Below are 20718 nucleotides of genomic sequence, written 5' to 3'. Positions count from 1 at the left end.
GTTTTATTTCTACAATTTTCTTTATTTCGCACCAAACTGTGCGCTCATGCGGCCGACTCTCCTGCGCGCAAGCCGGGACCGGGGTTATATTGGTCCGCTTCTCCGCTCACAGCACATGAAGCACTTACTCAATCTACTGGCCGCCATCGCCCTGCTGGTCTGGGGCACGCACATGGTCCGCACCGGCGTGCTGCGGGTGTTCGGCGCCAACCTGCGCGACCTGCTCGCCCACAGCATGAGCAACCGTTTCTCGGCTGCGCTGTCGGGTTTGGGTGTGACTGCGCTGGTGCAGTCGAGCACGGCCACCTCGCTGATGACCTCGGCCTTCGTGGGCCAGGGCCTGATCTCGCTGCCGGCCGCGCTGGCCGTGATGCGCGGCGCCGACGTGGGCACGGCGCTGATGGCCGTGCTGTTCTCCACCGACCTGTCCTGGCTGTCGCCGCTGTTCATCTTCGTGGGCGTGGTGCTGTTCATCACGCGCCAGGACACCACGGCCGGGCGTATAGGCCGCGTGCTGATCGGCCTGGGCGTGATGCTGCTGGCCCTGCGCCTGGTGGTCGAGGCCACCGAGCCACTGCTGGAAGCCCCCGCCGTGCGCACCCTGCTGGGCTCGGTCACCAGCGATATCTTCATGGAGTTGCTGCTGGGTGCGCTGCTGGCCGTGATGGCCTATTCCAGCCTGGCCATCGTGCTGCTGATCGCGGCCATGGCCAGCTCGGGCGCGATTCCCATGGAAGTGGCGCTGGGCCTGACGCTGGGCGCCAATATCGGCAGCGGCCTGGTGGCCGTGCTGACCACGGCCAAGTCCAGCACCGAAGTGCGCCAGGTCACCATCGGCAACATGCTGTTCAAGATCATGGGGGTGGCCATCGTGGCGCCCTTCCTGGGGCTGTGGGCCACCTACGTGATGCCGATGATCGACGGCAAGGGCCAGAACATCGTGCTGTTCCACCTGGCCTTCAACATCTTCAACAGCCTGTGCTTCATCGGCCTGACGCAGACCGTGGCTCGCTGGGTGACGGCCCTGCTGCCCAAGCCCGAGGCCAGCTCCACCAGCCTGCTGCGGCCCCGCCACCTGGACCCGTCGGCGCTGAGCACGCCGTCACTGGCCATTTCCTGCGCCGCGCGCGAGGCCCTGCACCAGGCCGACATGGTCGAGTCCATGCTGATCGGCATGCAGCGCGTGCTGGAGACAGACGACCTCAAGCTGTCCCAGGAACTGCGCGAGCTTGAAGGCACGGTGGACGATCTGTACTCGGCCATCAAGTACTACATGACCAAGATCTCGCGCGCCGAACTGGATGAGCGCGAGGGCCAGCGCTGGACGGAAATCATCAGCTTCACCATCAACATGGAGCAGATCGGCGACATCATCGAGCGCGTTCTGCTGGACATCGAGGACAAGAAGATCAAAAAGGGCCGCCAGTTCTCCGAGGCCGGCACGCAGGAGATCCGCGAGCTGCTGCACCACCTGCTGGACAACCTGCGCCTGGCAATGAGCGTGTTCCTCAACGGCAATGTGCGCGAGGCACAGAAGCTGCTGGAGGAAAAGGCGCGTTTCCGCGACCTGGAGCTGGCCTACTCGGCCACCCACCTGGCGCGCCTGTCCGACAACACCGTCTCCAGCATAGAGACCAGCTCGCTGCACATCGACCTGATCAGTGACCTCAAGCGCATCAACTCGCTGCTGTGCTCGGTGGCCTACCCCATCCTCGAATCGGCCGGCGCCCTGGCGCCCAGCCGGCTCAAGGAATCGGCACTGAACAAGACGGCGCGCTGAAGCGTTTCACCAGCCCAGCCAGGCCGCCAGCACCTGGGCGGCCTCGGGCGTGAAGCGGCCCTGCAGCAGCCATTCGACGAGCTGGTCGCGCTCGATCAGCGCAAAAGCCTGGACCTCGCCATCCTGGTTGCCGGGCTCCAGCGCCAGCGGCACGGTGGCGCTGAACCAGTCGATGCGCTCGCGCATGAAGCCCCGGCCCTCGGCCTCGTCACTGGGGCGCTCGAACAGCACATGGCCGCCATGGCGCAGGCCCTGCAGCTCGGCCACGCGCAGGCCGGCCTCTTCCCAAGTTTCACGCTCCACGGCCTCGGCCACGGTATCGCACGCGGCCACCATGCCGCCCATCAGCGTGTCCCACATGCCGGGGTTGGTGGGCTTGTTGTCGGCGCGCTGCTGCACCCAGATGCGGCCATCGGCCGTCTCGCCCACCAGGTGCACGGCCTGGGTGGCAATGCCCAGCGGGCGCACGGCGCCGCGCTCCACGGTGGCAATGCGCTGGCCCTGGACGTTGCACACGGCCAGTTGCTCATCGCGCCAGGGGCCGCTGTGGCCCGTGGCACGCAACACCCGGGCCAGGGCGTTGAGCAGGACCGTGGCATCGCCCTGGCCTTGCAGATGCCATTGGCCGGCCTGCAGGCACAGTGCCACGCCGTGGGCATGCATCACATCATCCGGCAGCAGCGCGGCCAGGCCATCTTCCAGCGAACCTGTCTCCTGCCCCGTCACCAGCAACGGCCGGCGCGGCTGCAGCGCGGGCTGGCGCGTGTCGGCGCGCAGGCGGCACAGCCAGGCCTGCACGGCCGGGTTGGCCGGGTCGGCCGGGTCAGCCGGATCAGTCAGGCGCTTTTGCACACTCATGGCAGCAGGATGGTGGAGCCCGTGGTCTTGCGCGCCTCCAGGTCCAGGTGGGCCTGGCGCACCTCGGCCAGCGGATAGCGCTGGTCGATATGGATTTTCACGGCACCGCTTTCCACCACGGCGAACAGATCGTCGGCCATCGCCTGGGTGGCCTCGCGGCTGGTGATGTGGGAGAACAGAGTCTGGCGCGTCACATACAGCGACTTGGCCGCCAGCACGGCAGGAGCGAAAGGCGCCACGGGGCCTGAGGCGTTACCGAAGCTCACCAACAGGCCGAAGCGCCGCAGGCAGGCCAGCGAGCCTTCCCATGTGTCCTTGCCCACGCTGTCGTAGACCACCTTCACACCCTGGCCGCCCGTGATCTCCTGCACGCGCTCGGCGAAGTTCTCGCTGCGGTAGTTGATGGCATGGGCTGCACCGTTGGCCAGGGCCAGCGCGCACTTCTCGTCCGAGCCCGCAGTGGCGATGAGCTGCAGGCCCAGGGCCTTGGCCCATTGGCAGGCGATCAGGCCCACGCCACCGGCCGCCGCATGGAACAGCACGGCATCACCCGGTTCCAGGCCCTCGACCGGAATGCATTTCTTGAGCAGGTACTGGGCGGTCAGGCCCTTGAGCATCATGGCGGCAGCCGTCTCGAACGCAATGGCATCGGGCAGGCGGCACACGCACATGGCGGGCATGACGCGCACTTCGCTGTAGCTGCCCGGCGGATTGCTCGCATAGGCCACGCGATCGCCCACGCCCAGATGCTCCACGCCGGCCCCCACGGCTTCAACCACGCCTGCGCCTTCCATGCCCAGGCTCAAGGGCATGGGCAGCGAGTACAGGCCGGAGCGCTGGTACACATCGATGAAGTTCAGGCCCACCGCATGGTGGCGTATGCGTACCTCGCCTGGCCCGGGCTCGCCCACGGCGACCTGCACCAGCTCCAGGACTTCGGGGCCGCCGTTGTGGCGGATCTGCACTGCAATACCCATGGGAGCACTCCTGCAAAAAGCGACAAGAGCGGCATCGTGCCATGTTTCGGCCCGCCTCGCGGAAGACGGCAACGCATGGTCGGCGCAAAGAGCGCGCAACGCCTATAGTGGCGAGCCCGAAAGCCGGATGATCCCGATGAGCCAGCCGCTGAAGCCCTCCACCGCCGCCATCCTGACGCTGCCGCCGCTGCTGTGGGCCGGCAATGCCATCGTGGGCCGCATGGTCCATGACCTGATCTCGCCCTTCGCGCTGAATTTCCTGCGCTGGGCCATTGCCTTCATGCTGCTGCTGCCGCTGGCCGGATGGGTGCTGCGCCGGGACAGCGCCGTCTGGCCGCAGTGGCGCCAGTTCGCGCTGCTGGGATTGCTGGGCATCGGCTGCTACAACGCCCTGCTGTACCTGGCGCTGAAAACATCGACGCCGCTGAATGCCACCCTGGTCGGCTCCAGCATGCCGGTGTGGATGCTGGCCGTGGGCCGCATCTGCTGGGGCATTGCCGTGAGCCGCCGCCAGTTGCTGGGGGCCGCGCTGTCGGTGCTGGGCGTGGCCGTGGTGCTGTCGCGCGGCGATCCGCAGGTGCTGCGCCAGCTGCAGCTGGTGCCGGGCGACCTGTTCATGGTGCTGGCCACGATCCTGTGGGCCTTCTATACGTGGCTGCTGTCCAGGACCAGCGTGTCAGGACAGCTGCGCGCGGACTGGTCGGGCTTTCTGCTGGCACAGATGGTCTTCGGCGTGATGTGGTCCGGCCTGTTCACGGGACTGGAGGCTGCATCGGGACGGTTTCACCTTCAGGCAGGGTGGCCGCTGCTGGGCGCCCTGCTGTTCATCGCCGTCGGGCCGGCCATCCTGGCCTATCGCTTCTGGGGCCTGGGCGTGCAGCGCAGCAGCCCTGCGGTGGCGGGCTTCTTCGGCAATCTGATGCCCCTGTTCACCGCCCTGCTGTCCATTCCGCTGCTGGGCCAGACGCCGCAGCTTTACCACGGGCTGGCCTTCGCGCTCATCGTGGGCGGCATCATGGTGTCTTCGCGCCGGGCGTAGCCTTTGGCAGGCCATGCGCCACGGTGCGCACGGGCACCTTGGCCAGCAGCTGCTCGAACGCGCGTATGGGCACGGGCGGGCTGAACAGGTAGCCCTGGAAGTATTCGCAGCCGTAATGCGCGAGCAGGGCGCGCTGCTCCAGGGTCTCCACGCCTTCGGCGATCACATCCAGGTTCAGGTTGCGCGCCATGCCGATGATGGTCTGCACGATCACGTCATCGGTATGGCGCAAGCCCAGGTGGCGCACGAAGGACTGGTCGATCTTGAGCTGGTTCAGCGGCAGCTGGGTGAGATAGGTCAGCGAGGAGTGACCGGTGCCGAAGTCGTCCATGGAAAAGCACACGCCATGGCTGCGCAGCTGCTTCATCTTGTCGATGGACTCCTGCACATTCTCGATCACCAGCGACTCGGTCAGCTCCAGCTTGAGCAGATGGGGCGCAATGCCGGCATTGCGCACCTGCTCGATGACCTGGGAGGCAAAGTCCTGGTGCCGGAACTGGCGGGCACTGACATTCACGGCCACCTGCAGATGGCGCAGCCGCGCATCCTTTTGCCAGATCGCCAGTTGCTCGCAGGCCGTGCGGATCACCCACATGCCCAGCGGCACGATGATCTCGCTTTCCTCGGCCACGGCAATGAACATGCCGGGCGGCACCAGGCCGCGTTCGGGGTGGCGCCAGCGCAGCAGGGCTTCGGCGCCTATGACCTCGCCGGCCAGCGTGAACTGGGGCTGGTAGTGCAGCTCGAACTGGGACTGCGCCAGGGCCTGGCGCAGGTCGCCTTCCATGCGCACGCGCTGGTGGATTTCCACCTGCATCTGCGGATCGAAGAAGCACAGGCCGCTGCCGTTGCGCGCCTTGATCTGGTACATGGCGATATCGGCCTGCTTGAGCAGCTCGGCCGCCGACTGCGGCTGGCGGCCGAACAGCGTGGCGCCAATGCTGCAGGCGCTGCGGTGCAGGTGGGCGCCCAGCACATAGGACTGGTTGAGCCGCGCCAGGATCTTCTCGCCGATGCGCTGGGCCAGCGTGGCCGCCTCGGCAGGCTCGTGCGACAGCTCGCAGAGCATGACCACGAACTCATCCCCTCCAAGGCGCGCCACCGTGTCCGAAGATCGCACGGCGCTGCGCAGGCGGTGCGCCACCTGCTGCAGCAGCTGGTCGCCCACTTCGTGGCCCAGCGTGTCGTTGAGCATCTTGAACTGGTCCAGGTCCAGGAACAGCAGCGCCCCGGTCCAGCCTTCGCGTGCGGCCAGCACCGTGGCCTGGGCCAGGCGGTCCAGCAGCAGGCGGCGATTGGGCAGGCTGGTCAGCGGATCGTAGAAGGCCAGGCTCTCGATCTCGGCCGTGGCCAGCCGGATATCGGTGACATCGTTGTAGGTGATGACCACGCCGTCCTCGGCGGCCAGCCGTGCCGTCATCTGGACAAAGCGGCCGCTGGGCAGTTGCTGCTCAAAGGGCACGCCAGGCCGCAGCACCAGTTGGCGGTGCAGGTCCTTGGCCTCGTCGGCCTGCGCCGGCGCCGCCGCCAGACCCACGGCGCTGGGGCAGGAATCGAGCAGCGATTGCAGGGGCCGCCCAGGCTCCAGCTGGTCCGCGTGCCAGGGGAACATTTCCTCGTAGCAGCGGTTCCAGCGCAGCACGCGCTGCTGCGAATCCAGCAGCAGAAAGCCGCTGACCATGCTGTCCAGCGCCTGGTCCAGCCACTGCTCGGACCGCTGGGCCTGGCGCCGCGCGGCATTCAGGCGGTCCATGTAGCGGTGCACGGTCCAGCCCAGCACGGCCAGCAGCACGCCGAAGATCATCACGGCCAGCACCATCAGCCAGGCAGCCACGCGCCAGCTGGCCAGCACGGAGGACATGGGCAGGCTGGCCGTGACCCACAGATGTCCCTTGGGCAGCGGATGCGCAGCCACCAGGGCGGGCACGCGGCTCAGGCGTGCGGCCATGTGCATGACGCCGCTTGACGGCAGCTGCGACGTCGTCGGCAGCAGCCGCACAGCGGCGACATCGCCATACTGGGGCATGGACAGCAGCAGCTCGCCGCTGCCCTGCTCCAGCGTGACCTCCAGGCCGTCCAGCACACCGCCCTGGGCCAGCACGGCGCCCAGCGCCGCAGCCGGCACCTGCATCAGCACATAGCCGCCCTGCTCTGCCCGGCTCAGGGGCCGCACAAGGTACAGCATGCGCTCGCCACCCGGCACCAGCGGCGCGACGGAGGGTGGACTTGCCAGCAATTCGGAGCGGCTTTGGCCCGCCAGGCGCTCCCAGGCCTGCGCAGGCAGGTCGATGACCGGGCCATCGCCCGAAGCGGCCAGTTCCCGGCCCTGGATATCGTGCACCGAGGCGCGCTGCGCCAGCGTGTTCTGCCGCACCATGGTGTGCAGCATTTCCTGCAGTTGCGGCTGCGATGCCGATGCGGGGTTGCGCGAACCCAGCAGTTCGTCCACGCCCAGCGCCAGGGCATCCAGGGATTCCAGGCTGCGGCTGATGGCCGCCTCGGTGCCCAGCACAAAGCGCACCAGGCGCAGCGAAGCCTCCTCCTGCGCCGTGGTCCGCATGCCGCTGAGCAGCCAGACCATGGCGGCCGCCAGGGCCACCGTCAGCAGCACCAGCATCAGCGCCAGGGTATGGCGCATGCCCGCAGGGCTTGCGGCCGCTGCCGGGCCGGGCGCGCGGACGGGTTCGGCCGCCGCCCAGTCCGTCTGATGGGGCTGGCCCGTCATCTCCGGGCTCCCTGCATGGCGTTTGGAATGGGCAGGCTGCGGCAAGGCCGCTGGCCACGATGCAGGAACGGGACTGTCAAGGCCGCCCCTGCCCATGGACCGCTCGGCACTGCGCAGCCATGCAAGGGACCATTTCCCGGGCCTTGCCGGCCCTGGACCCGTTCATGGAGGCAGTGCACCGGCGCATCAGAAGGTTCCTGCGTACAGGCCGCCGTCGGGCAGGATGTTCTGACCCGTCATGTAGCCTGCGTGCGCGCTGCACAGGAAGGCGCAGATGGCGCCGAATTCATCGGGCGTGCCGAAGCGGCGGGCCGGCACCTGGGATTGCTGCACCAGTCGCACATCGTCCAGGCTCTTGCCGCTCTTGTTGGCGGCGGCCGTGAAGGTGGTGCGCAGGCGATCGGTGTCGAACTTGCCGGGCAGCAGGTTGTTGATGGTCACGCCCTTGGCCGCGATGCCGCTGCGCGCCAGGCCCGCCACAAAGCCCGTGAGGCCGCTGCGCGCGCCATTGGACAGGCCCAGGATGTCGATGGGCGCCTTCACGGCGCTGGAGGTGATGTTGACGATGCGGCCGAATCCGCGCGCCGCCATGCCGTCCACCGTGGCCTTGATCAGCTCGATGGGCGTGAGCATGTTGGCGTCCACGGCCTTGAGCCAGGCCGCGCGGTCCCAGTCGCGGAAATCACCGGGCGGCGGGCCACCGGCATTGGTGACGACGATGTCGAAATCCACGCCCGGGCCGCCGGCTGCCGACAGCACGGCGGCGCGGCCTTCCTCGGTGGTGATGTCGGCCGCCACGGCCAGCACCTTCACCTGCGGCGCCAGGGCGGCGAGGCTGGCCGCAGCCTCCTGCAGGGCCTCGGGATTGCGCGCATTGATCACCAGGTTCACGCCCTCTTGCGCCAGTGACTTGGCACAGCCAAAGCCCAGGCCCTTGCTGGCGCCACATACCAGGGCCCACTTGCCCGCGATTCCCAGATCCATGTCTCACTCCTGAACAAAAAAACCTTGCTCGATCCTTGCAGAACGGCAGCGCACATTGTGCGCGAGGCTTCGATGCTTTCACGCCAAACGTGTGAAAACGCGAAAACGCCGGTGCAGGGGAAAACAGGCGCAGGGGCGGGGCTGCAGGAGCTCCCTTCAGTGCGTGCCAGACCCGTGCTGGCCACGGAACAATCTGTGGTGCAGCCTGCGCAGCGACCACCATACGCCCAGTGCCACCACGGGAATGGCGACGGCGGCCGTGCTCTCCGGCGACCAGGGCCAGCCCAGCGTCTTGGCGCCCTTGGCCAGGTAGCTGATCAGGCCCGTGAAGTAGTAGGTGATGGCGGCCACGGACAGGCCTTCCACCGTGGACTGCAACTTCAACTGCATGTCCTGGCGCTGGTTCATGGCGCCCAGCAACTGCTGGCTGCTTTGCTGCTGCTCGATCTCCACCCGCGTGCGCAGCAGGCTGCTGACGCGCGAGACGCGCTCGGACAGCGCGTTTTGCCGCCGCGCTGCCCATTCGCAGGTGCTGCGCGCCGGCGTCAGGCGCCGGTCCATGAACTCGCGGATGGTCTGTATGCCGTCGATGCGCGATTCCTGGATGTCCTGAATGCGCTTGTCCACCAGTTCGAAATAGGCCGCGCTGGCGGAAAAGCGCGAATGCGTGGTGGCGTATTCGCTCTCCACCTGCCCGGCCAGGCGTGTCAGCCGGTCCAGCAGTGCCGGCTCGGCATCGCGGTCGGCAAGACGGATGGAATGGGCCAGGGCCGCCAGATCCCGCTCGGCCGTGGCCAGTACGGCAGCGGCCTGGCGGGCTGCCGGCAGGCCCAGCAGGGCCGCCATGCGGTAGGTCTCGATCTCCAGCAGCCGCTGCACCAGCCGCCCCAGGCGGCGTGGCGACAATGACTCGCCGGCCAGCAGCAGCATGCGTGAGAAGCCATCGGCATGGATGGCGAAGTCGGTGTAGACCTTGCCCGCATCTCCGGCCACGCGCGCACCCACCAGCGTGTCTTCCTGCAGCAGGTGGCGCAACAGATACGGCTCATTGATCGCCTGCTCCTGCAAGGCCCAAAGGTGCAGGCCGCTCAGGCACTGGCCGGGCAAGGCAGCCAGCCAGTCGCGCGGCACATAGTCGATGGCGGCTTCGGGCTCGCGCACATCGTCCATGCCGGCCTGCGACATGGGCTTGCTGAAGGTCCAGCAGACAAACTCCGTGTGCAGTTCCCAGCGCAGGTGAAAGGCGCCCAGGTCGATCAGCACATGGGTGGTCGCCGCATCGGGCGGCGGCAGGTGGTGGTTGCGCAGCAGGGTGGCCACATGGGCGCGGCTGGCCTCGCGCTGGGCCGCATCGGTGAGCATCACCACATGGGTGATGGCCAGCGGCGCCTGCATCTCCTCGGCGGGGCGGGCGTGGATCTCGTTGTGCAGCAGCACGCGCTGCGGGTGCTGGGATGACAGTAGTGGGGACATCGTGACCTCGAAAGACTGCGCGCTATTGTGCAGTCACGGGCGCGTCGGCTCCCAGGCATCCGGGATCAACAGCTTTCCACCGGGATCGCTTGTTGATAACAAAAAAAACGGCCCCGAAGGGCCGTCAAGCAACATGGTTGCAACGCTGAGGCGATCAATCCTCTACGAATGCTTCTTCGCGCTTGTTCTTCACTGCAGGCATCAGCACCACCACCAGCAGCACCACGGCGGCGAGCAGCAGGCCGGCCGAGATCGGACGGGTCACGAACACGCTCCAGTCGCCACGCGACAGCAGCAGCGCCCGGCGCAGGTTCTCTTCCATCATCGGGCCCAGGATGAAGCCCAGCAGCAAGGGAGCCGGTTCGGTGCCCAGCTTGTGGAACACATAGCCCACGAAGCCGAAGATACCCACCATCCACACGTCCCAGGTGTTGTTGTTGGTACCGTACACGCCGATCGCGCAGAACAGCACGATGGACGGGAACAGCCAGCGGTAAGGCACGGTCAGCAGCTTGATCCAGATGCCGATCAGCGGCAGGTTCAGCACGATCAGCATCAGGTTGCCGATCCACATCGAGGCGATCAGGCCCCAGAACAGCTCGGGGTTGCTGGTCATCACCTGCGGGCCCGGCTGGATGTTGTGGATGGTCATCGCGCCCACCATCAGCGCCATCACGGCGTTGGGCGGAATGCCCAACGTCAGCAGCGGAATGAAGGAGGTCTGCGAACCGGCGTTGTTGGCCGACTCGGGAGCGCACACGCCGCGGATGTTGCCTTGGCCGAAGGGGACTTCGCCCGGCTTGAGCTTGGTCTTCTTCTCGATCGTGTAGGCAGCAAAGGCCGACAGCATGGCACCGCCACCGGGCAGGATACCCAGGGCAGAACCCAGGGCCGTGCCGCGCAGCATGGCCGGAATCATGTGCTTGAAGTCTTCCTTCGTGGGCAACAGGCCCGTCACCTTGGCGGCGAACACTTCGCGCTCGTCTTCAGGCTTGGACAGGTTGGCAATGATTTCACCGTAGCCGAACACACCCATGGCGATCACGACGAAGTCGATACCGTCGGTCAGCTCGGGAATGTCGAAGCTGTAGCGGGCAACGCCGGAGTTCACGTCGGTGCCGACCATGCCCAACAGCAGGCCCAGCACGATCATGGCAATGGCCTTGAGCAGCGAGCCCGAAGCCAGCACCACGGCGCCGATCAGGCCCAGGGTCATCAGCGAGAAGTACTCGGCAGGGCCGAACTTGAAGGCGACTTCCGTCAGCGGAGGCGCGAAGGCGGCCAGGATCACGGTGCCCACGCAACCTGCGAAGAACGAGCCTATGCCTGCGGCAGCGAGAGCGGGTCCCGCTCGCCCCTTTCTTGCCATCTGGTAGCCGTCGATCACGGTCACCACGGATGAGGATTCACCAGGCAGGTTCACCAAAATGGCGGTGGTCGAGCCACCGTACTGCGCACCGTAGTAGATACCGGCCAGCATGATCAGCGCCGCCACCGGAGGCAGGGCGTAGGTTGCTGGCAGCAGCATGGCGATCGTTGCCACGGGGCCGATGCCTGGAAGCACGCCGATGAGCGTACCGAGCAGACAGCCGACGAAGCAGTAGATCAGGTTCTGGAAAGTGAAGGCGACGCCGAAGCCGGTCGCCAGGTTCTGAAAAAGTTCCACGGACGATGCTCCTGCTTAACCGGTGATGAAGCTGGGCCAGACGGGGAACTGAAGATTCAGTGCCCACACGAAGGCCACATAGCTGCCCACAGCAAGGACGGTGGACAGAATTGCCACTTCCTTGAACTTGAAGCTATGACCGCCCAGGCTGGCGATGAACACCAGCGCGTAGATGGCGACGATCAGACCGAACTGGGGAATGCCCAGATTGGGAACGCCGACCAGCAGTACGCCGAACGCGAAGTTCGCAGCCAGGACGAAGAACACTTGCTTCCACGCCCACTTGCCGATCTTGTCACCGCCCGAAGGACCCTTGGTCAGGCCAGTGAAGCAGATGGCCGTGCCCAGAATGGACATCAGCACACCCAGGATCAGCGGGAAGTAGCCCGGGCCCATGCGGGCACCGGTGCCGACGGTGTAGTTGGTAGCGCCGATCGCAAAAGCGAGGCCGATAACCAAAAACATCACGCCCGAAAAAAAGTCTTTCTGACTCTTGATTTTCACGAGAATGTCTCCTTACGGAATCACGACCCGGCGATTTTGCGTTCAGAAAAACTGTGTCTGGATGTGGATTCCACCTACAAAGGGCATACCCTCATGTCCTACCCGCATGAATGAAAAAGGGTGCCAGCAGGAGGCACCCGTTCCATCCATGTCAAAGGCCTGCGCCAGAGCGGGCACTCACGCTCCAACCCACGAATCGCCTGCCCATCATCCCAGCAAGGGCGTGCTGGCCATGACCTCGTCCAGCGTGGTCACGCCTTCGGCCACGCGCAGGGCACCTGCCAGGCGCAGCGGGCGCATGCCGTCCTGCACGGCCTGGCGGCGCAGCGCATCCATGGAAGGCGAGGTGTGGACCTGCTGCTTGAGCGCCTCGCTCACGGTCAGCAGCTCGTACAGCCCCATGCGCCCGCGAAAGCCCGTCATGCGGCACTCCACGCAGCCCACGGGCTTGTAGGGCTGGTAGCTGCCTGACAGTTTCCAGGGCCGCACGGCTTCGGCCAGCGTGGCGGCCGAGGTCTCCTCGTCGCGCTGCTTGCACTGAGGGCACAGCGTGCGCACCAGGCGCTGGGCCAGCACACCGAGCAGCGTGGCATTGATCAGGTACGGCGGCACGCCCAGCTCCATCAGCCGGCTCACGGCGCTGGGCGCATCGTTGGTGTGCAGCGTGGAGAACACCAGGTGGCCGGTCAGCGCGGCCTGCACGGCCATTTCGGCGGTGGCCAGGTCGCGGATTTCGCCCACCATGATGATGTCCGGGTCCTGGCGCATCAGCGAGCGCAGTCCCTCGGTGAAGCCGAAGTCCAGCTGCGGCTGCACCTGGGTCTGGTTGAAGCTGGGCTCGATCATTTCGATCGGGTCTTCCACGGTGCTGACATTGACCGCCTCCGTGGCCACGCGCTTGAGCGTGGAGTACAGCGTGGTGGTCTTGCCCGAGCCCGTGGGCCCGGTCACGAGGATGATGCCGTGCGGGCGGCGCACCAGCTCGTTCCAGCGCTGGGCGTCATGGCTGGTGAAGCCCAGTGCATCCAGGTCCTTGACCGTGTTGTCGGGATCGAAGATCCGCATCACCAGCTTCTCGCCAAAGGCCGTGGGCAGCGTGGACAGGCGCATTTCCACCTCGTCACCGCGCGGGTTGCGGGTCTTGATGCGGCCATCCTGCGGGCGGCGCTTTTCCACCACGTCCATGCGCCCCAGCAGCTTCACGCGCGAGACCATGGCATTGAGCACGCCCATGGGCACCTGGTAGACCGGGTGGAGCACGCCGTCGATGCGAAAACGGATCACGCCCTGCTCGCGCCGGGGCTCCATGTGGATGTCGCTGGCGCGCTGGTCGAAGGAGTATTGCCACAGCCAGTCCACCACGCGCACCACGCCCTGGTCGTTGGCGTCGAGCTGCTTGCTGCTGTTGCCCAGCTCCACCAGCTGCTCGAAACTGGCCGCGCTGGCTGCGCCACCCGCCTTCTCGGCTGCGCGCACCGATTTGGCCAGTGCAAAGAATTCGCCCGTGTAGCGCTTGAGGTCCAGCGGACTGGCCAGCACGCGGCGCACCTTGCGGCGCGCCTGGCGCTCGACCTCGGCCACCCAGTCGTCGATGAAGGGCTCGGCCGTGGCCACCACCACTTCCTGCGGCGATACCTGCACGGGCAGCACCTTGTGGCGCTCGGCATAGCTGGCGCTCATGATTTCGCCGACGCGGCCCGCATCCACGCGCAGCGGGTCGATGCGCAGGTAGGCCATGCCGCTGCGGGTTGCCAGGTACTGGGTCAGCTCCTCGATGTCCAGCGCGCGCCCATCGCCGGCGCGGGCCATGCCCACATTGGCCAGCCGAACCAGCGGGTGCTGGGTGCTCTCGGCCTGCGAGCAGCGCGCCACGGTGCGCTGGGCCTCTTCGGCCGTGATCACGCCGTCGGCCAGCAGCCACTGCACCAGCCTGCGCCAGTCCAGGGGACCCGAAGGATTGCTTGGAACAACGGCGGTCTTGGGCTGCGTGGTGGAGGTCGGATCGGACATGGCGTTGGGCCGGAAGCTGAACTGCGTCCTATGGTAAGCCTGCCGGCCGCCCTGCCCGGCCAGCCCCGCTCTACCAGGGCGGCTCTACCAGGGCCGCACGAAGATCTTGGGCCAGCGCGTCGTGGGCAGGTCCCAGCGGGCCTGCACCTGGGCGCTGGCAGCCTGCAGCGCGGCGGGGTCGAGCGCGCGTGGCGTGCGCTGGGCCAGCACCACGGTGTTGCCCTCGCGCGTGGGGCGGAAGGCCCACATGGCCTCTTCGCCAAAGGCTTCGGCCATGCGCGCCAGACTGCGCTCGTAGCTGGAGGTGCGGCCGAACAGGTTGACCGTCATGATGCCGTCGTCGGTCAGCAGATTGCGGCAGTCGGCATAGAACTCGGCGCTGTCCAGCACGGGCGCGGCCGCATCGTGGTCATAGAGATCAACGGCCAGCGCATCGACCGTGCCCAGCCACTGGCTCTTGCGGATTTCCTGGGCCGCATCGGCCAGCACCACGCGCAGCGTGTCGCTGTCGGGCGGCAGCTTGAACCAGCTGCGGCACACGGCAAGCACCTGCGGGTTCAGCTCGATGGCCGTGGTGCGCATGCGCAGCTTCTTGTGGCAGAACTTGGTGATGGCGGCCGCGCCCAGGCCCAGCTGCATGGCATGGCGGCCGGCCACGCTGGCGGGCTCCATGAACAGCAGCCAGCCCATCATGCGCTGCACGTATTCGAGCTCGATCTCGAACGGCTCGCGTATGCGCATGGAGCCCTGGATCCAGGGCGTGCCCAGGTGCAGGTGGCGCACATCGCCATCGTCGGAGACGCTGACTTCAGGCAGCTCGGCGTCTGCGGCGGTGGTGGCGCTGGAGGAAGAGGATGGGGCAGCCTTGGCGGCGCCGCGGGTCTTGCGTATCACGTCGGGAACAGTCAAAAAATCAGAGCAATTGATGGGCAGCCAGCGCCTCGCGCCAGGCCTGGACCTTGCGCGCGAAACTCCAGCTCGCGTTGGCCGGGCTGGTCGATGGCAGCTTAACGGCGGCCAGGCCCAGGGCCTGCGTGCGGCCGGCGTGCTTGTAGCTCTCGCCACCGTTGTGCAGGGCCAGCGCCAGCTGCGGGCAATGCGTGCGCAGCGCCACGAAATCATTCACCTCGGCCGCGCGGATGGCGCTGTCCAGGCTGCCTTCGCGCTCGCAGCTGGCATACACGTCCCACAGGCCCAGGCCGCGGGTCAGCAGCCATTCGCAGCGGCCCGCATAGTCGTCGCGGCCGGGCTGCGGATGTCCGGGCCACAGGGCCTGGAGCAAGGGCCAGAACTGGTTTTGCGGATGGGCATAGTACTGCTGCAATTGCAGCGATCGCAGGCCCGGAAAGCTGCCCAGCACAAGGGCCCGGGTCCGCGCATCGGCCACCGGCGCCAGGCCCTGCCAGCGCGGGGCGCCGGGGGGCGGCAGGTCGGGAACGGTCAAGGACATGGCCGGCATTGTCGCCCAGCGGTCGCCGGGCTGCTGGCAGCGGGCGGCAAGACCGCTCAGGTTCAGGTTCCGCTCAAGCCTTGTTCAGTCCATGGCGGGCAGGCCTCGCAGCGCGGCACGCGCGTTGCGGCCCGTGGCCTCGGCCAGGGCCTCGGGCGTGATGCCGCGCAACTGCGCAATCACGTCCGCAATGCGTGCCAGCTCGGCCGGCGTGTTGCGGCCCTGGGCCTGGCCCTGGGCACGCTGCCCGGCCGTGGTGTAGAGCCAGTGCGGCGGAATGTCGGGGGCATCGGTTTCCAGCACCAGCGCATCCAGCGGCAGGGCGGCTGCCAGCTCGCGCAGCTTGAGCGCCCGGTCATAGGTCACTGCCCCGCCAAAGCCCAGCTTGAAGCCCAGGTCGATGAAGGCCTGGGCCTGCTGCACGCTGCCGTTGAAGGCATGGGCAATGCCGCCCGCCACAGGCCGCGCGCGCAGGGTCTTGAGCAGCCGGTCGCTGGACTTGCGCACATGCAGGATGACCGGGAGATCGAACTCGCGCGCCAGCGCGATCTGCTGCTCGTAGAACCAGATTTGCCGGTCCGCATCCAGCCCGGGCACGAAGAAGTCCAGGCCGATCTCGCCCACGGCCACCAGTTGCGCATCGCCGCGCAACCGCGCCAGCGTCTCGCGCAATGCGGCAATGTCCTGCTCGCGGGCATTGGGCGTGTACAGCGGATGGATGCCCAGCGCATAGCTGTCGCCATGGCGCCGCGCCAGCGCCACCACCGTGTCCCAGTGCTCGCGCGCCACGGCCGGTATCACCAGATGTGCAACGCCTGTCTCTGCCGCCTGCGCGCGCACGGCATCGCGGTCGGCATCGAATTCAGGGGCGTCGAGGTGGCAATGGGTGTCTATCCAGGCGGGCATGGCCGCATCATGCCACCGGCCTGCACCCGGCCCGCCAGAGGCAGGCAATGCGAAAACCAAGGGCAAACCCTGGGCTTATTGCGAGCTGGCTCCGTTTGACAAAATCAATACCCGAAACACTTGGCGGTCCATATAAATACATAAAGAAACATTTACACCCCCGCGTCGAGCTCTCGCAACACCGGCAGGCATTCTTTGGAGAGAGGAATTTCCCATGAAGCGCTCAGCATGGAGTCGGATCCTGGACCTGGGTGGCGCACGCCGCCAGGCGGAACTGGATGGGCAGTTGGCGGCCATCCACAAATCCCAGGCCGTGATCGAGTTCGATCTGCAAGGCCATGTGCTGGCCGCCAACCAGAACTTCCTGGACACCATGGGCTATGAGGAGGATGAGGTCATCGGCCAGCACCACCGCATGTTCGTGGACCACCAGATGAGCGAGTCGCCCGAGTACGCCGCGTTCTGGCAGCGCCTGGGCAGCGGCATCCACGACGCGGGACGCTACCGCCGCATTGCCAAGGACGGGCGCGATGTCTGGCTGCAGGCCAGCTACAACCCCATCTTCGATCGCCATGGCAGGCCCTTCAAGGTGGTGAAGTACGCCACCGACATCACCGAGCAGCAGCGCCGCAACGCCGACGCCGAAGGCCAGCTGGCCGCCATCTCCAAGGTGCAGGCCATCATCGAGTTCGACCTGCAGGGCAACATCCTGCATGCCAACCGCCTGTTCCTGCAGGCCATGGGCTACACGCTGGATGAGGTCACGGGGCGGCACCACAGCATGTTCGTCCAGCCCCATGAGCGTCACAGTCCCGAATACGCACAGTTCTGGCGCAAGCTGGCCAGCGGCCAGCACGATGCGGGCCAGTACCTGCGCATCGGCAAGCACGGCCGCCAGGTCTGGATCGAGGCCAGCTACAACCCCATCCTCGACGCCGATGGCCGGCCGTTCAAGGTGGTCAAGTACGCCCGCGATATCACGCGCCGCTTCACGGCCGCGCAGACCCTGGGCGAGGCCATGCAGGGCCTGAGCGAAAGCGCCGAGCACGCAGGCCAGGCCAACGAACTGGCCCGGCAGGCCTGCCTGGTGGCCGAGCAGGGCGGACGCACGGTGCACGAGGTCATGGGCACCATGGAGTCCATCAGCGCCAGCTCGCGCAAGATCAGCGACATCATCGGCGTGATGGACGGCATCGCCTTCCAGACCAATATCCTCGCGCTCAACGCTGCCGTGGAGGCGGCCCGCGCAGGCGAGCAGGGCCGGGGCTTTGCCGTGGTGGCGGGTGAGGTACGGGCACTGGCACAGAACAGTGCCGCCGCCGCCAAGGAAATCAAGCAGCTCATCCACACCTCGGTGGAGCAGGTGGCACTGGGCGCCAATCAGGTGCGCCAGGCCGGCGGCACCATGCAGGAGATCGTGGACTCCTCGCACCAGGTCACGGCCATCATGGGCGATGTGGTGCAGGCGTCCATGGCCCAGTCGGCACGCCTGCGCGAGGTGACGGCCGACCTGACGGCGCAGAGCGCGGCCGTCGCGGATGCATCCAGGGACCAGGCGCAGCGCAAGCCGCTGCCGGCATCCATCGTTCCCGCTGCGCCGCAGATCAAGTCGGCCCCGGCAGCGGCCGTGCTTTCCGCAGGCGCCCAGCGCCTGCCGGGCACCTTGCTGCGCATGGCCTGAGTCCAGACTCAGGCCTGCCGGTCAGGCCAGTTGGCCCTGCACCAGGCGCACCATGCGGTCGCAGCGCGCCGCCAGCTGCTCATCGTGGGTGACCATGACGAAGGCCGTGCCATGGCTGCGCGCCAGCTCCAGCATCAGGCGGAACACGGTGTCGGCCGTGCTGCGGTCCAGGTTGCCGGTGGGCTCGTCGGCCAGCACGCAGGCCGGCTGGGTGACCAGGGCGCGGGCAATGGCCACGCGCTGGCGCTCGCCCCCCGACAGTTCGGCCGGACGGTGCAGCATGCGTTCGCCCAGGCCCACGGCCGCCAGCATGCGCGCCGCGCGCTCCATGCACTCGGCCCTGTCGTCGCGGCGTATGCGCAGCGGCATGGCCACGTTGTCCTGGGCGCTGAATTCGGGCAGCAGATGGTGGAACTGGTAGATGAAGCCCAGGTGCCTGTTGCGCAGCGCGCCCTGCTTCTGGGCGCTGAGTTCATGCAGGGGCTCGCCCTTGAGGGTGACGCTGCCGCTGGTGGGGGCGTCCAGCCCGCCCAGCAGGTGCAGCAGCGTGCTCTTGCCCGAACCCGAGGCGCCGACAATGGCCAGCGTCTCGCCCGCACGCACCTGCAGGTCGACACCTGCCAGCACCTGCACGTTGAGCCGTCCTTCGGCAAAGCGCTTGGTCAGGCCGCGCGCATCCAGGACCACGGCGCCCTGCTGGGACACTTCGAAACCGGGCATCACATTCACTTCATTCATAGCGCAGCGCCTCGGCGGGGTTCACGCGGCTGGCGCGCCAGCTGGGATAGATGGTGGCGACAAAGGCCAGGACCAGGGAGATCACGGCGATGGGCATGATGTCGCTGTACTGCGGATCGCTGGGCATCTTGCTGATCAGGTAGATGTCCTTGGGCAGGAAGTTGGCGTGCAGCAGGCGCTCGATGGCCGGCACGATGACATCGATGTTGAAGGCGATGCCCAGGCCCAGCAGCAGGCCTGCGAAGGTGCCGATGACGCCCACCATGGCGCCCTGCACCATGAAGATGCCCATGATGCTGGACGGCGAGGCGCCCAGCGTGCGCAGGATGGCGATGTCGGCGCGCTTGTCGGTCACCGTCATCACCAGCGTGGACACCAGGTTGAACGCCGCCACGGCCACGATGAGCGTGAGGATGATGAACATCATGCGTTTTTCCAGCTGCACGGCCGCGAACCAGGTGCGGTTCTGCTGGGTCCAGTCGCGGATCAGCAGGCGGTCGGTGATGGTATGGGCCAGTTCCATGGCCACGCGCGGTGCCTCGTGCAGGTCCTTGAGCTTCAGGCGGATGCCAGTCGGCCCTTCCAGGCGGAACAGGCGCTGCGCGTCCTCGTAGTGCATCATCACCAGGGCCGAGTCGTATTCGTAGTGGCCGGAGTCGAAGGTGCCGGCCACATGCATCTGCTTGAGGCGCGGCACCACGCCGGCCGGCGTGACCTGGCCGCCCGGGGCGATCAACGTGACCATGTCGCCCTGGCGCACGCCCAGCGAGCGCGCCAGCTCCACACCCAGCACCACGTTGAATTCACCAGGCACCAGGTGCTTGAGCACCTCGGCATTGGTGGCGGCCACATCGGTGACCTCGCCCTCGCGCGCCGGATCGATGCCGCGCACCAGGGTGCCCTTCATGTCCTCGCCACGCGCCAGCAGCGCCTGGGCCGCGACGAAGGGGGCGGCGCCCAGCACGTCGGGGTTGGCGCGCACCTCGCGCATGGTGCGCTCCAGATCGGGCAGCGCCGCGCCCTGGGGCGCGAAGATCTCGATGTGCGAGACCACGCTGAGCATGCGGTCGCGCACTTCCTTCTGGAAGCCGTTCATCACGCTGAGCACGATGATCAGCGCCGCCACACCGAGGGCGATGCCCAGCATGGAGACGCCGGAGATGAACGAGATGAAGCCGTTGCGGCGCGTGGCACGCCCCGCCCGGGTATAGCGCCAGCCGACGGCCAGTTCGTAGGGAAATTGCATGGGCATGCATTGTGTCATCGCCCACAGGCCCTGCATGGCGGCAGGCTTTGCCGTCGGCGTGTCAGCGCCGGTGCCGTCCGCGGTCCACACGCGGCAGGGCGTCGTAGCGGCCCTCTGCCTCCAGCGCCAGCGCATGGCGCTGCAGCCTGGCCAGCAAGGTATCGAATTGTGCGAGTTCCTCGTCGCTGAGCACGGACACCAGGTCCAGGTGGATCTGGGCCATGCGCGGCAGGATCAGGCCGTACATGCGCCGCCCCTCGGCCGTCAGCGACACGGCCACGCGGCGGCGGTCGCCAGGCATGGGGCTGCGCTGCACCCAGCCCTTTTCCTCCAGCCCGCTGAGGGCGCGCGAGGTGCGTGCGCGGTCCAGCTGCGCGCGTTCGGCCAGCTCCGACGACAGCAGGCCCTCGTTGGCAGCCACCGTGGCCATCACGCCCCACTCGCGGCGCGTGATGCCGAAATGCGCCTCGCACATGCGCATGGCCACGCCGCCCGCTGCACCGAAGTAGCGGTTGATGCGAAACAGCAGCATCTGCTGGATGGAGGTGGGAGCGGGACGGGTATTCACGGGGAACAGTTGATTAGATCAATTGCTGCGGGGACTTCTACAGTGGCCCCGTCCGGAAAGGAGACAACGGGAGCCACCGTCCGGAGCCGGCCTGGGGATTCTCGCAAAGCCCG

17 protein-coding genes are annotated in these 20718 nt (G+C 67.1%); 3 read left to right on the top strand and 14 right to left on the bottom strand.

Features of this window, described 5'->3' with window-relative positions:
• Positions 1 to 115: 115 nt before the first annotated feature.
• Entirely contained in the window at positions 116 to 1780 is a 1665-nt protein-coding gene (locus LGR64_RS03200; protein ID WP_013800898.1) for a Na/Pi cotransporter family protein, read from the top strand.
• A 6-nt stretch (positions 1781 to 1786) separates the two neighbouring features.
• Here LGR64_RS03200 and LGR64_RS03195 read toward each other — a convergent pair whose 3' ends face one another.
• Positions 1787 to 2638, bottom strand: a complete 852-nt coding sequence (locus tag LGR64_RS03195) for an NUDIX hydrolase (RefSeq protein WP_141834961.1) — start codon at positions 2636 to 2638, stop codon at positions 1787 to 1789.
• Complete coding sequence (locus LGR64_RS03190; RefSeq protein WP_141834964.1) at positions 2635 to 3615, bottom strand: quinone oxidoreductase family protein; 981 nt, start codon at positions 3613 to 3615, stop codon at positions 2635 to 2637. Before LGR64_RS03190 ends, LGR64_RS03195 begins: the two co-directional genes overlap by 4 nt.
• A gap of 136 nt (positions 3616 to 3751) precedes the next feature.
• Between LGR64_RS03190 and LGR64_RS03185 the strand changes: the two genes are divergently transcribed.
• Positions 3752 to 4654, top strand: a complete 903-nt coding sequence (locus LGR64_RS03185; protein ID WP_034396810.1) for a DMT family transporter — start codon at positions 3752 to 3754, stop codon at positions 4652 to 4654.
• On the opposite strand, the gene LGR64_RS03180 is transcribed toward LGR64_RS03185, so the two are convergent.
• The 9 genes from LGR64_RS03180 to LGR64_RS03140 form a co-directional block, all read right to left on the bottom strand.
• Positions 4629 to 7379, bottom strand: coding sequence for a bifunctional diguanylate cyclase/phosphodiesterase (locus LGR64_RS03180; protein ID WP_230354973.1), 2751 nt, complete (start codon positions 7377 to 7379; stop codon positions 4629 to 4631). The two genes, LGR64_RS03185 and LGR64_RS03180, sit on opposite strands and share 26 nt — an antisense overlap.
• A 186-nt stretch (positions 7380 to 7565) precedes the next feature.
• Positions 7566 to 8363, bottom strand: a complete 798-nt coding sequence (locus tag LGR64_RS03175) for an SDR family oxidoreductase (protein ID WP_230354972.1) — start codon at positions 8361 to 8363, stop codon at positions 7566 to 7568.
• Between the two features lie 156 nt (positions 8364 to 8519).
• The gene (locus LGR64_RS03170) at positions 8520 to 9836 is read right to left on the bottom strand and encodes a DUF3422 family protein (protein WP_230354971.1); all 1317 of its coding nucleotides are present in this window, start codon (positions 9834 to 9836) and stop codon (positions 8520 to 8522) included.
• Between the two features lie 154 nt (positions 9837 to 9990).
• Positions 9991 to 11502: a tripartite tricarboxylate transporter permease gene (locus tag LGR64_RS03165; protein ID WP_034396815.1), complete on the bottom strand. Its 1512-nt coding sequence runs from the start codon at positions 11500 to 11502 to the stop codon at positions 9991 to 9993.
• A 15-nt stretch (positions 11503 to 11517) separates the two neighbouring features.
• Entirely contained in the window at positions 11518 to 12006 is a 489-nt protein-coding gene (locus LGR64_RS03160; protein ID WP_013800891.1) for a tripartite tricarboxylate transporter TctB family protein, read from the bottom strand.
• Between the two features lie 207 nt (positions 12007 to 12213).
• Positions 12214 to 14016, bottom strand: a complete 1803-nt coding sequence (locus tag LGR64_RS03155; protein WP_230354970.1) for a GspE/PulE family protein — start codon at positions 14014 to 14016, stop codon at positions 12214 to 12216.
• 84 nt (positions 14017 to 14100) lie between these two features.
• On the bottom strand, positions 14101 to 14910 hold the full coding sequence (locus tag LGR64_RS03150; RefSeq protein WP_230354969.1) for a spermidine synthase: 810 nt from the start codon (positions 14908 to 14910) through the stop codon (positions 14101 to 14103).
• A gap of 19 nt (positions 14911 to 14929) precedes the next feature.
• Entirely contained in the window at positions 14930 to 15475 is a 546-nt protein-coding gene (locus LGR64_RS03145) for a DNA-deoxyinosine glycosylase (RefSeq protein WP_230354968.1), read from the bottom strand.
• 75 nt (positions 15476 to 15550) lie between these two features.
• On the bottom strand, positions 15551 to 16372 hold the full coding sequence (locus LGR64_RS03140; protein WP_230354967.1) for a TatD family hydrolase: 822 nt from the start codon (positions 16370 to 16372) through the stop codon (positions 15551 to 15553).
• Positions 16373 to 16586: 214 nt separating this feature from the next.
• On the opposite strand from LGR64_RS03140, the gene LGR64_RS03135 reads away from it, so the two are divergent.
• Positions 16587 to 18053, top strand: coding sequence for a methyl-accepting chemotaxis protein (locus LGR64_RS03135; protein WP_230354966.1), 1467 nt, complete (start codon positions 16587 to 16589; stop codon positions 18051 to 18053).
• A 21-nt stretch (positions 18054 to 18074) separates the two neighbouring features.
• Here the strand turns inward: LGR64_RS03135 and lolD are convergent, their stop codons facing one another.
• The 3 genes from lolD to LGR64_RS03120 form a co-directional block, all read right to left on the bottom strand.
• Positions 18075 to 18791 carry a lipoprotein-releasing ABC transporter ATP-binding protein LolD gene (gene lolD / locus LGR64_RS03130; RefSeq protein WP_013800885.1) on the bottom strand — a complete coding sequence of 239 codons (717 nt, stop codon included), beginning with the start codon at positions 18789 to 18791 and terminating at the stop codon, positions 18075 to 18077.
• Positions 18784 to 20037, bottom strand: a complete 1254-nt coding sequence (locus LGR64_RS03125) for a lipoprotein-releasing ABC transporter permease subunit (protein ID WP_099750561.1) — start codon at positions 20035 to 20037, stop codon at positions 18784 to 18786. Before LGR64_RS03125 ends, lolD begins: the two co-directional genes overlap by 8 nt.
• Before the next feature lie 61 nt (positions 20038 to 20098).
• Complete coding sequence (locus tag LGR64_RS03120; protein ID WP_328511977.1) at positions 20099 to 20569, bottom strand: MarR family winged helix-turn-helix transcriptional regulator; 471 nt, start codon at positions 20567 to 20569, stop codon at positions 20099 to 20101.
• Between the last annotated feature and the right edge of the window lie 149 nt (positions 20570 to 20718).

The organism is Delftia sp. Lp-1, assembly GCF_020523835.1.
Taxonomy (GTDB): Bacteria; Pseudomonadota; Gammaproteobacteria; order Burkholderiales; family Burkholderiaceae_C; genus Comamonas; species Comamonas acidovorans.
The sequence above is the reverse complement of the archived record's forward strand: the minus strand, read 5'-3'. Positions and strand labels throughout refer to the sequence as shown.

What these genes read in the sequence shown, in the direction of transcription:
- LGR64_RS03200 (WP_013800898.1), top strand. Translation starts at nt 116, where the DNA reads ATGAAGCACTTACTCAATCTACTGGCCGCCATCGCCCTGCTGGTCTGG.
- LGR64_RS03195 (WP_141834961.1), bottom strand. Translation starts at nt 2,638, where the DNA reads ATGAGTGTGCAAAAGCGCCTGACTGATCCGGCTGACCCGGCCGACCCG.
- LGR64_RS03190 (WP_141834964.1), bottom strand. Translation starts at nt 3,615, where the DNA reads ATGGGTATTGCAGTGCAGATCCGCCACAACGGCGGCCCCGAAGTCCTG.
- LGR64_RS03185 (WP_034396810.1), top strand. Translation starts at nt 3,752, where the DNA reads ATGAGCCAGCCGCTGAAGCCCTCCACCGCCGCCATCCTGACGCTGCCG.
- LGR64_RS03180 (WP_230354973.1), bottom strand. Translation starts at nt 7,379, where the DNA reads ATGACGGGCCAGCCCCATCAGACGGACTGGGCGGCGGCCGAACCCGTC.
- LGR64_RS03175 (WP_230354972.1), bottom strand. Translation starts at nt 8,363, where the DNA reads ATGGATCTGGGAATCGCGGGCAAGTGGGCCCTGGTATGTGGCGCCAGC.
- LGR64_RS03170 (WP_230354971.1), bottom strand. Translation starts at nt 9,836, where the DNA reads ATGTCCCCACTACTGTCATCCCAGCACCCGCAGCGCGTGCTGCTGCAC.
- LGR64_RS03155 (WP_230354970.1), bottom strand. Translation starts at nt 14,016, where the DNA reads ATGTCCGATCCGACCTCCACCACGCAGCCCAAGACCGCCGTTGTTCCA.
- LGR64_RS03145 (WP_230354968.1), bottom strand. Translation starts at nt 15,475, where the DNA reads ATGCCGGCCATGTCCTTGACCGTTCCCGACCTGCCGCCCCCCGGCGCC.
- LGR64_RS03140 (WP_230354967.1), bottom strand. Translation starts at nt 16,372, where the DNA reads ATGCCCGCCTGGATAGACACCCATTGCCACCTCGACGCCCCTGAATTC.
- LGR64_RS03135 (WP_230354966.1), top strand. Translation starts at nt 16,587, where the DNA reads ATGAAGCGCTCAGCATGGAGTCGGATCCTGGACCTGGGTGGCGCACGC.
- lolD (WP_013800885.1), bottom strand. Translation starts at nt 18,791, where the DNA reads ATGAATGAAGTGAATGTGATGCCCGGTTTCGAAGTGTCCCAGCAGGGC.
- LGR64_RS03125 (WP_099750561.1), bottom strand. Translation starts at nt 20,037, where the DNA reads ATGCAATTTCCCTACGAACTGGCCGTCGGCTGGCGCTATACCCGGGCG.
- LGR64_RS03120 (WP_328511977.1), bottom strand. Translation starts at nt 20,569, where the DNA reads ATGCTGCTGTTTCGCATCAACCGCTACTTCGGTGCAGCGGGCGGCGTG.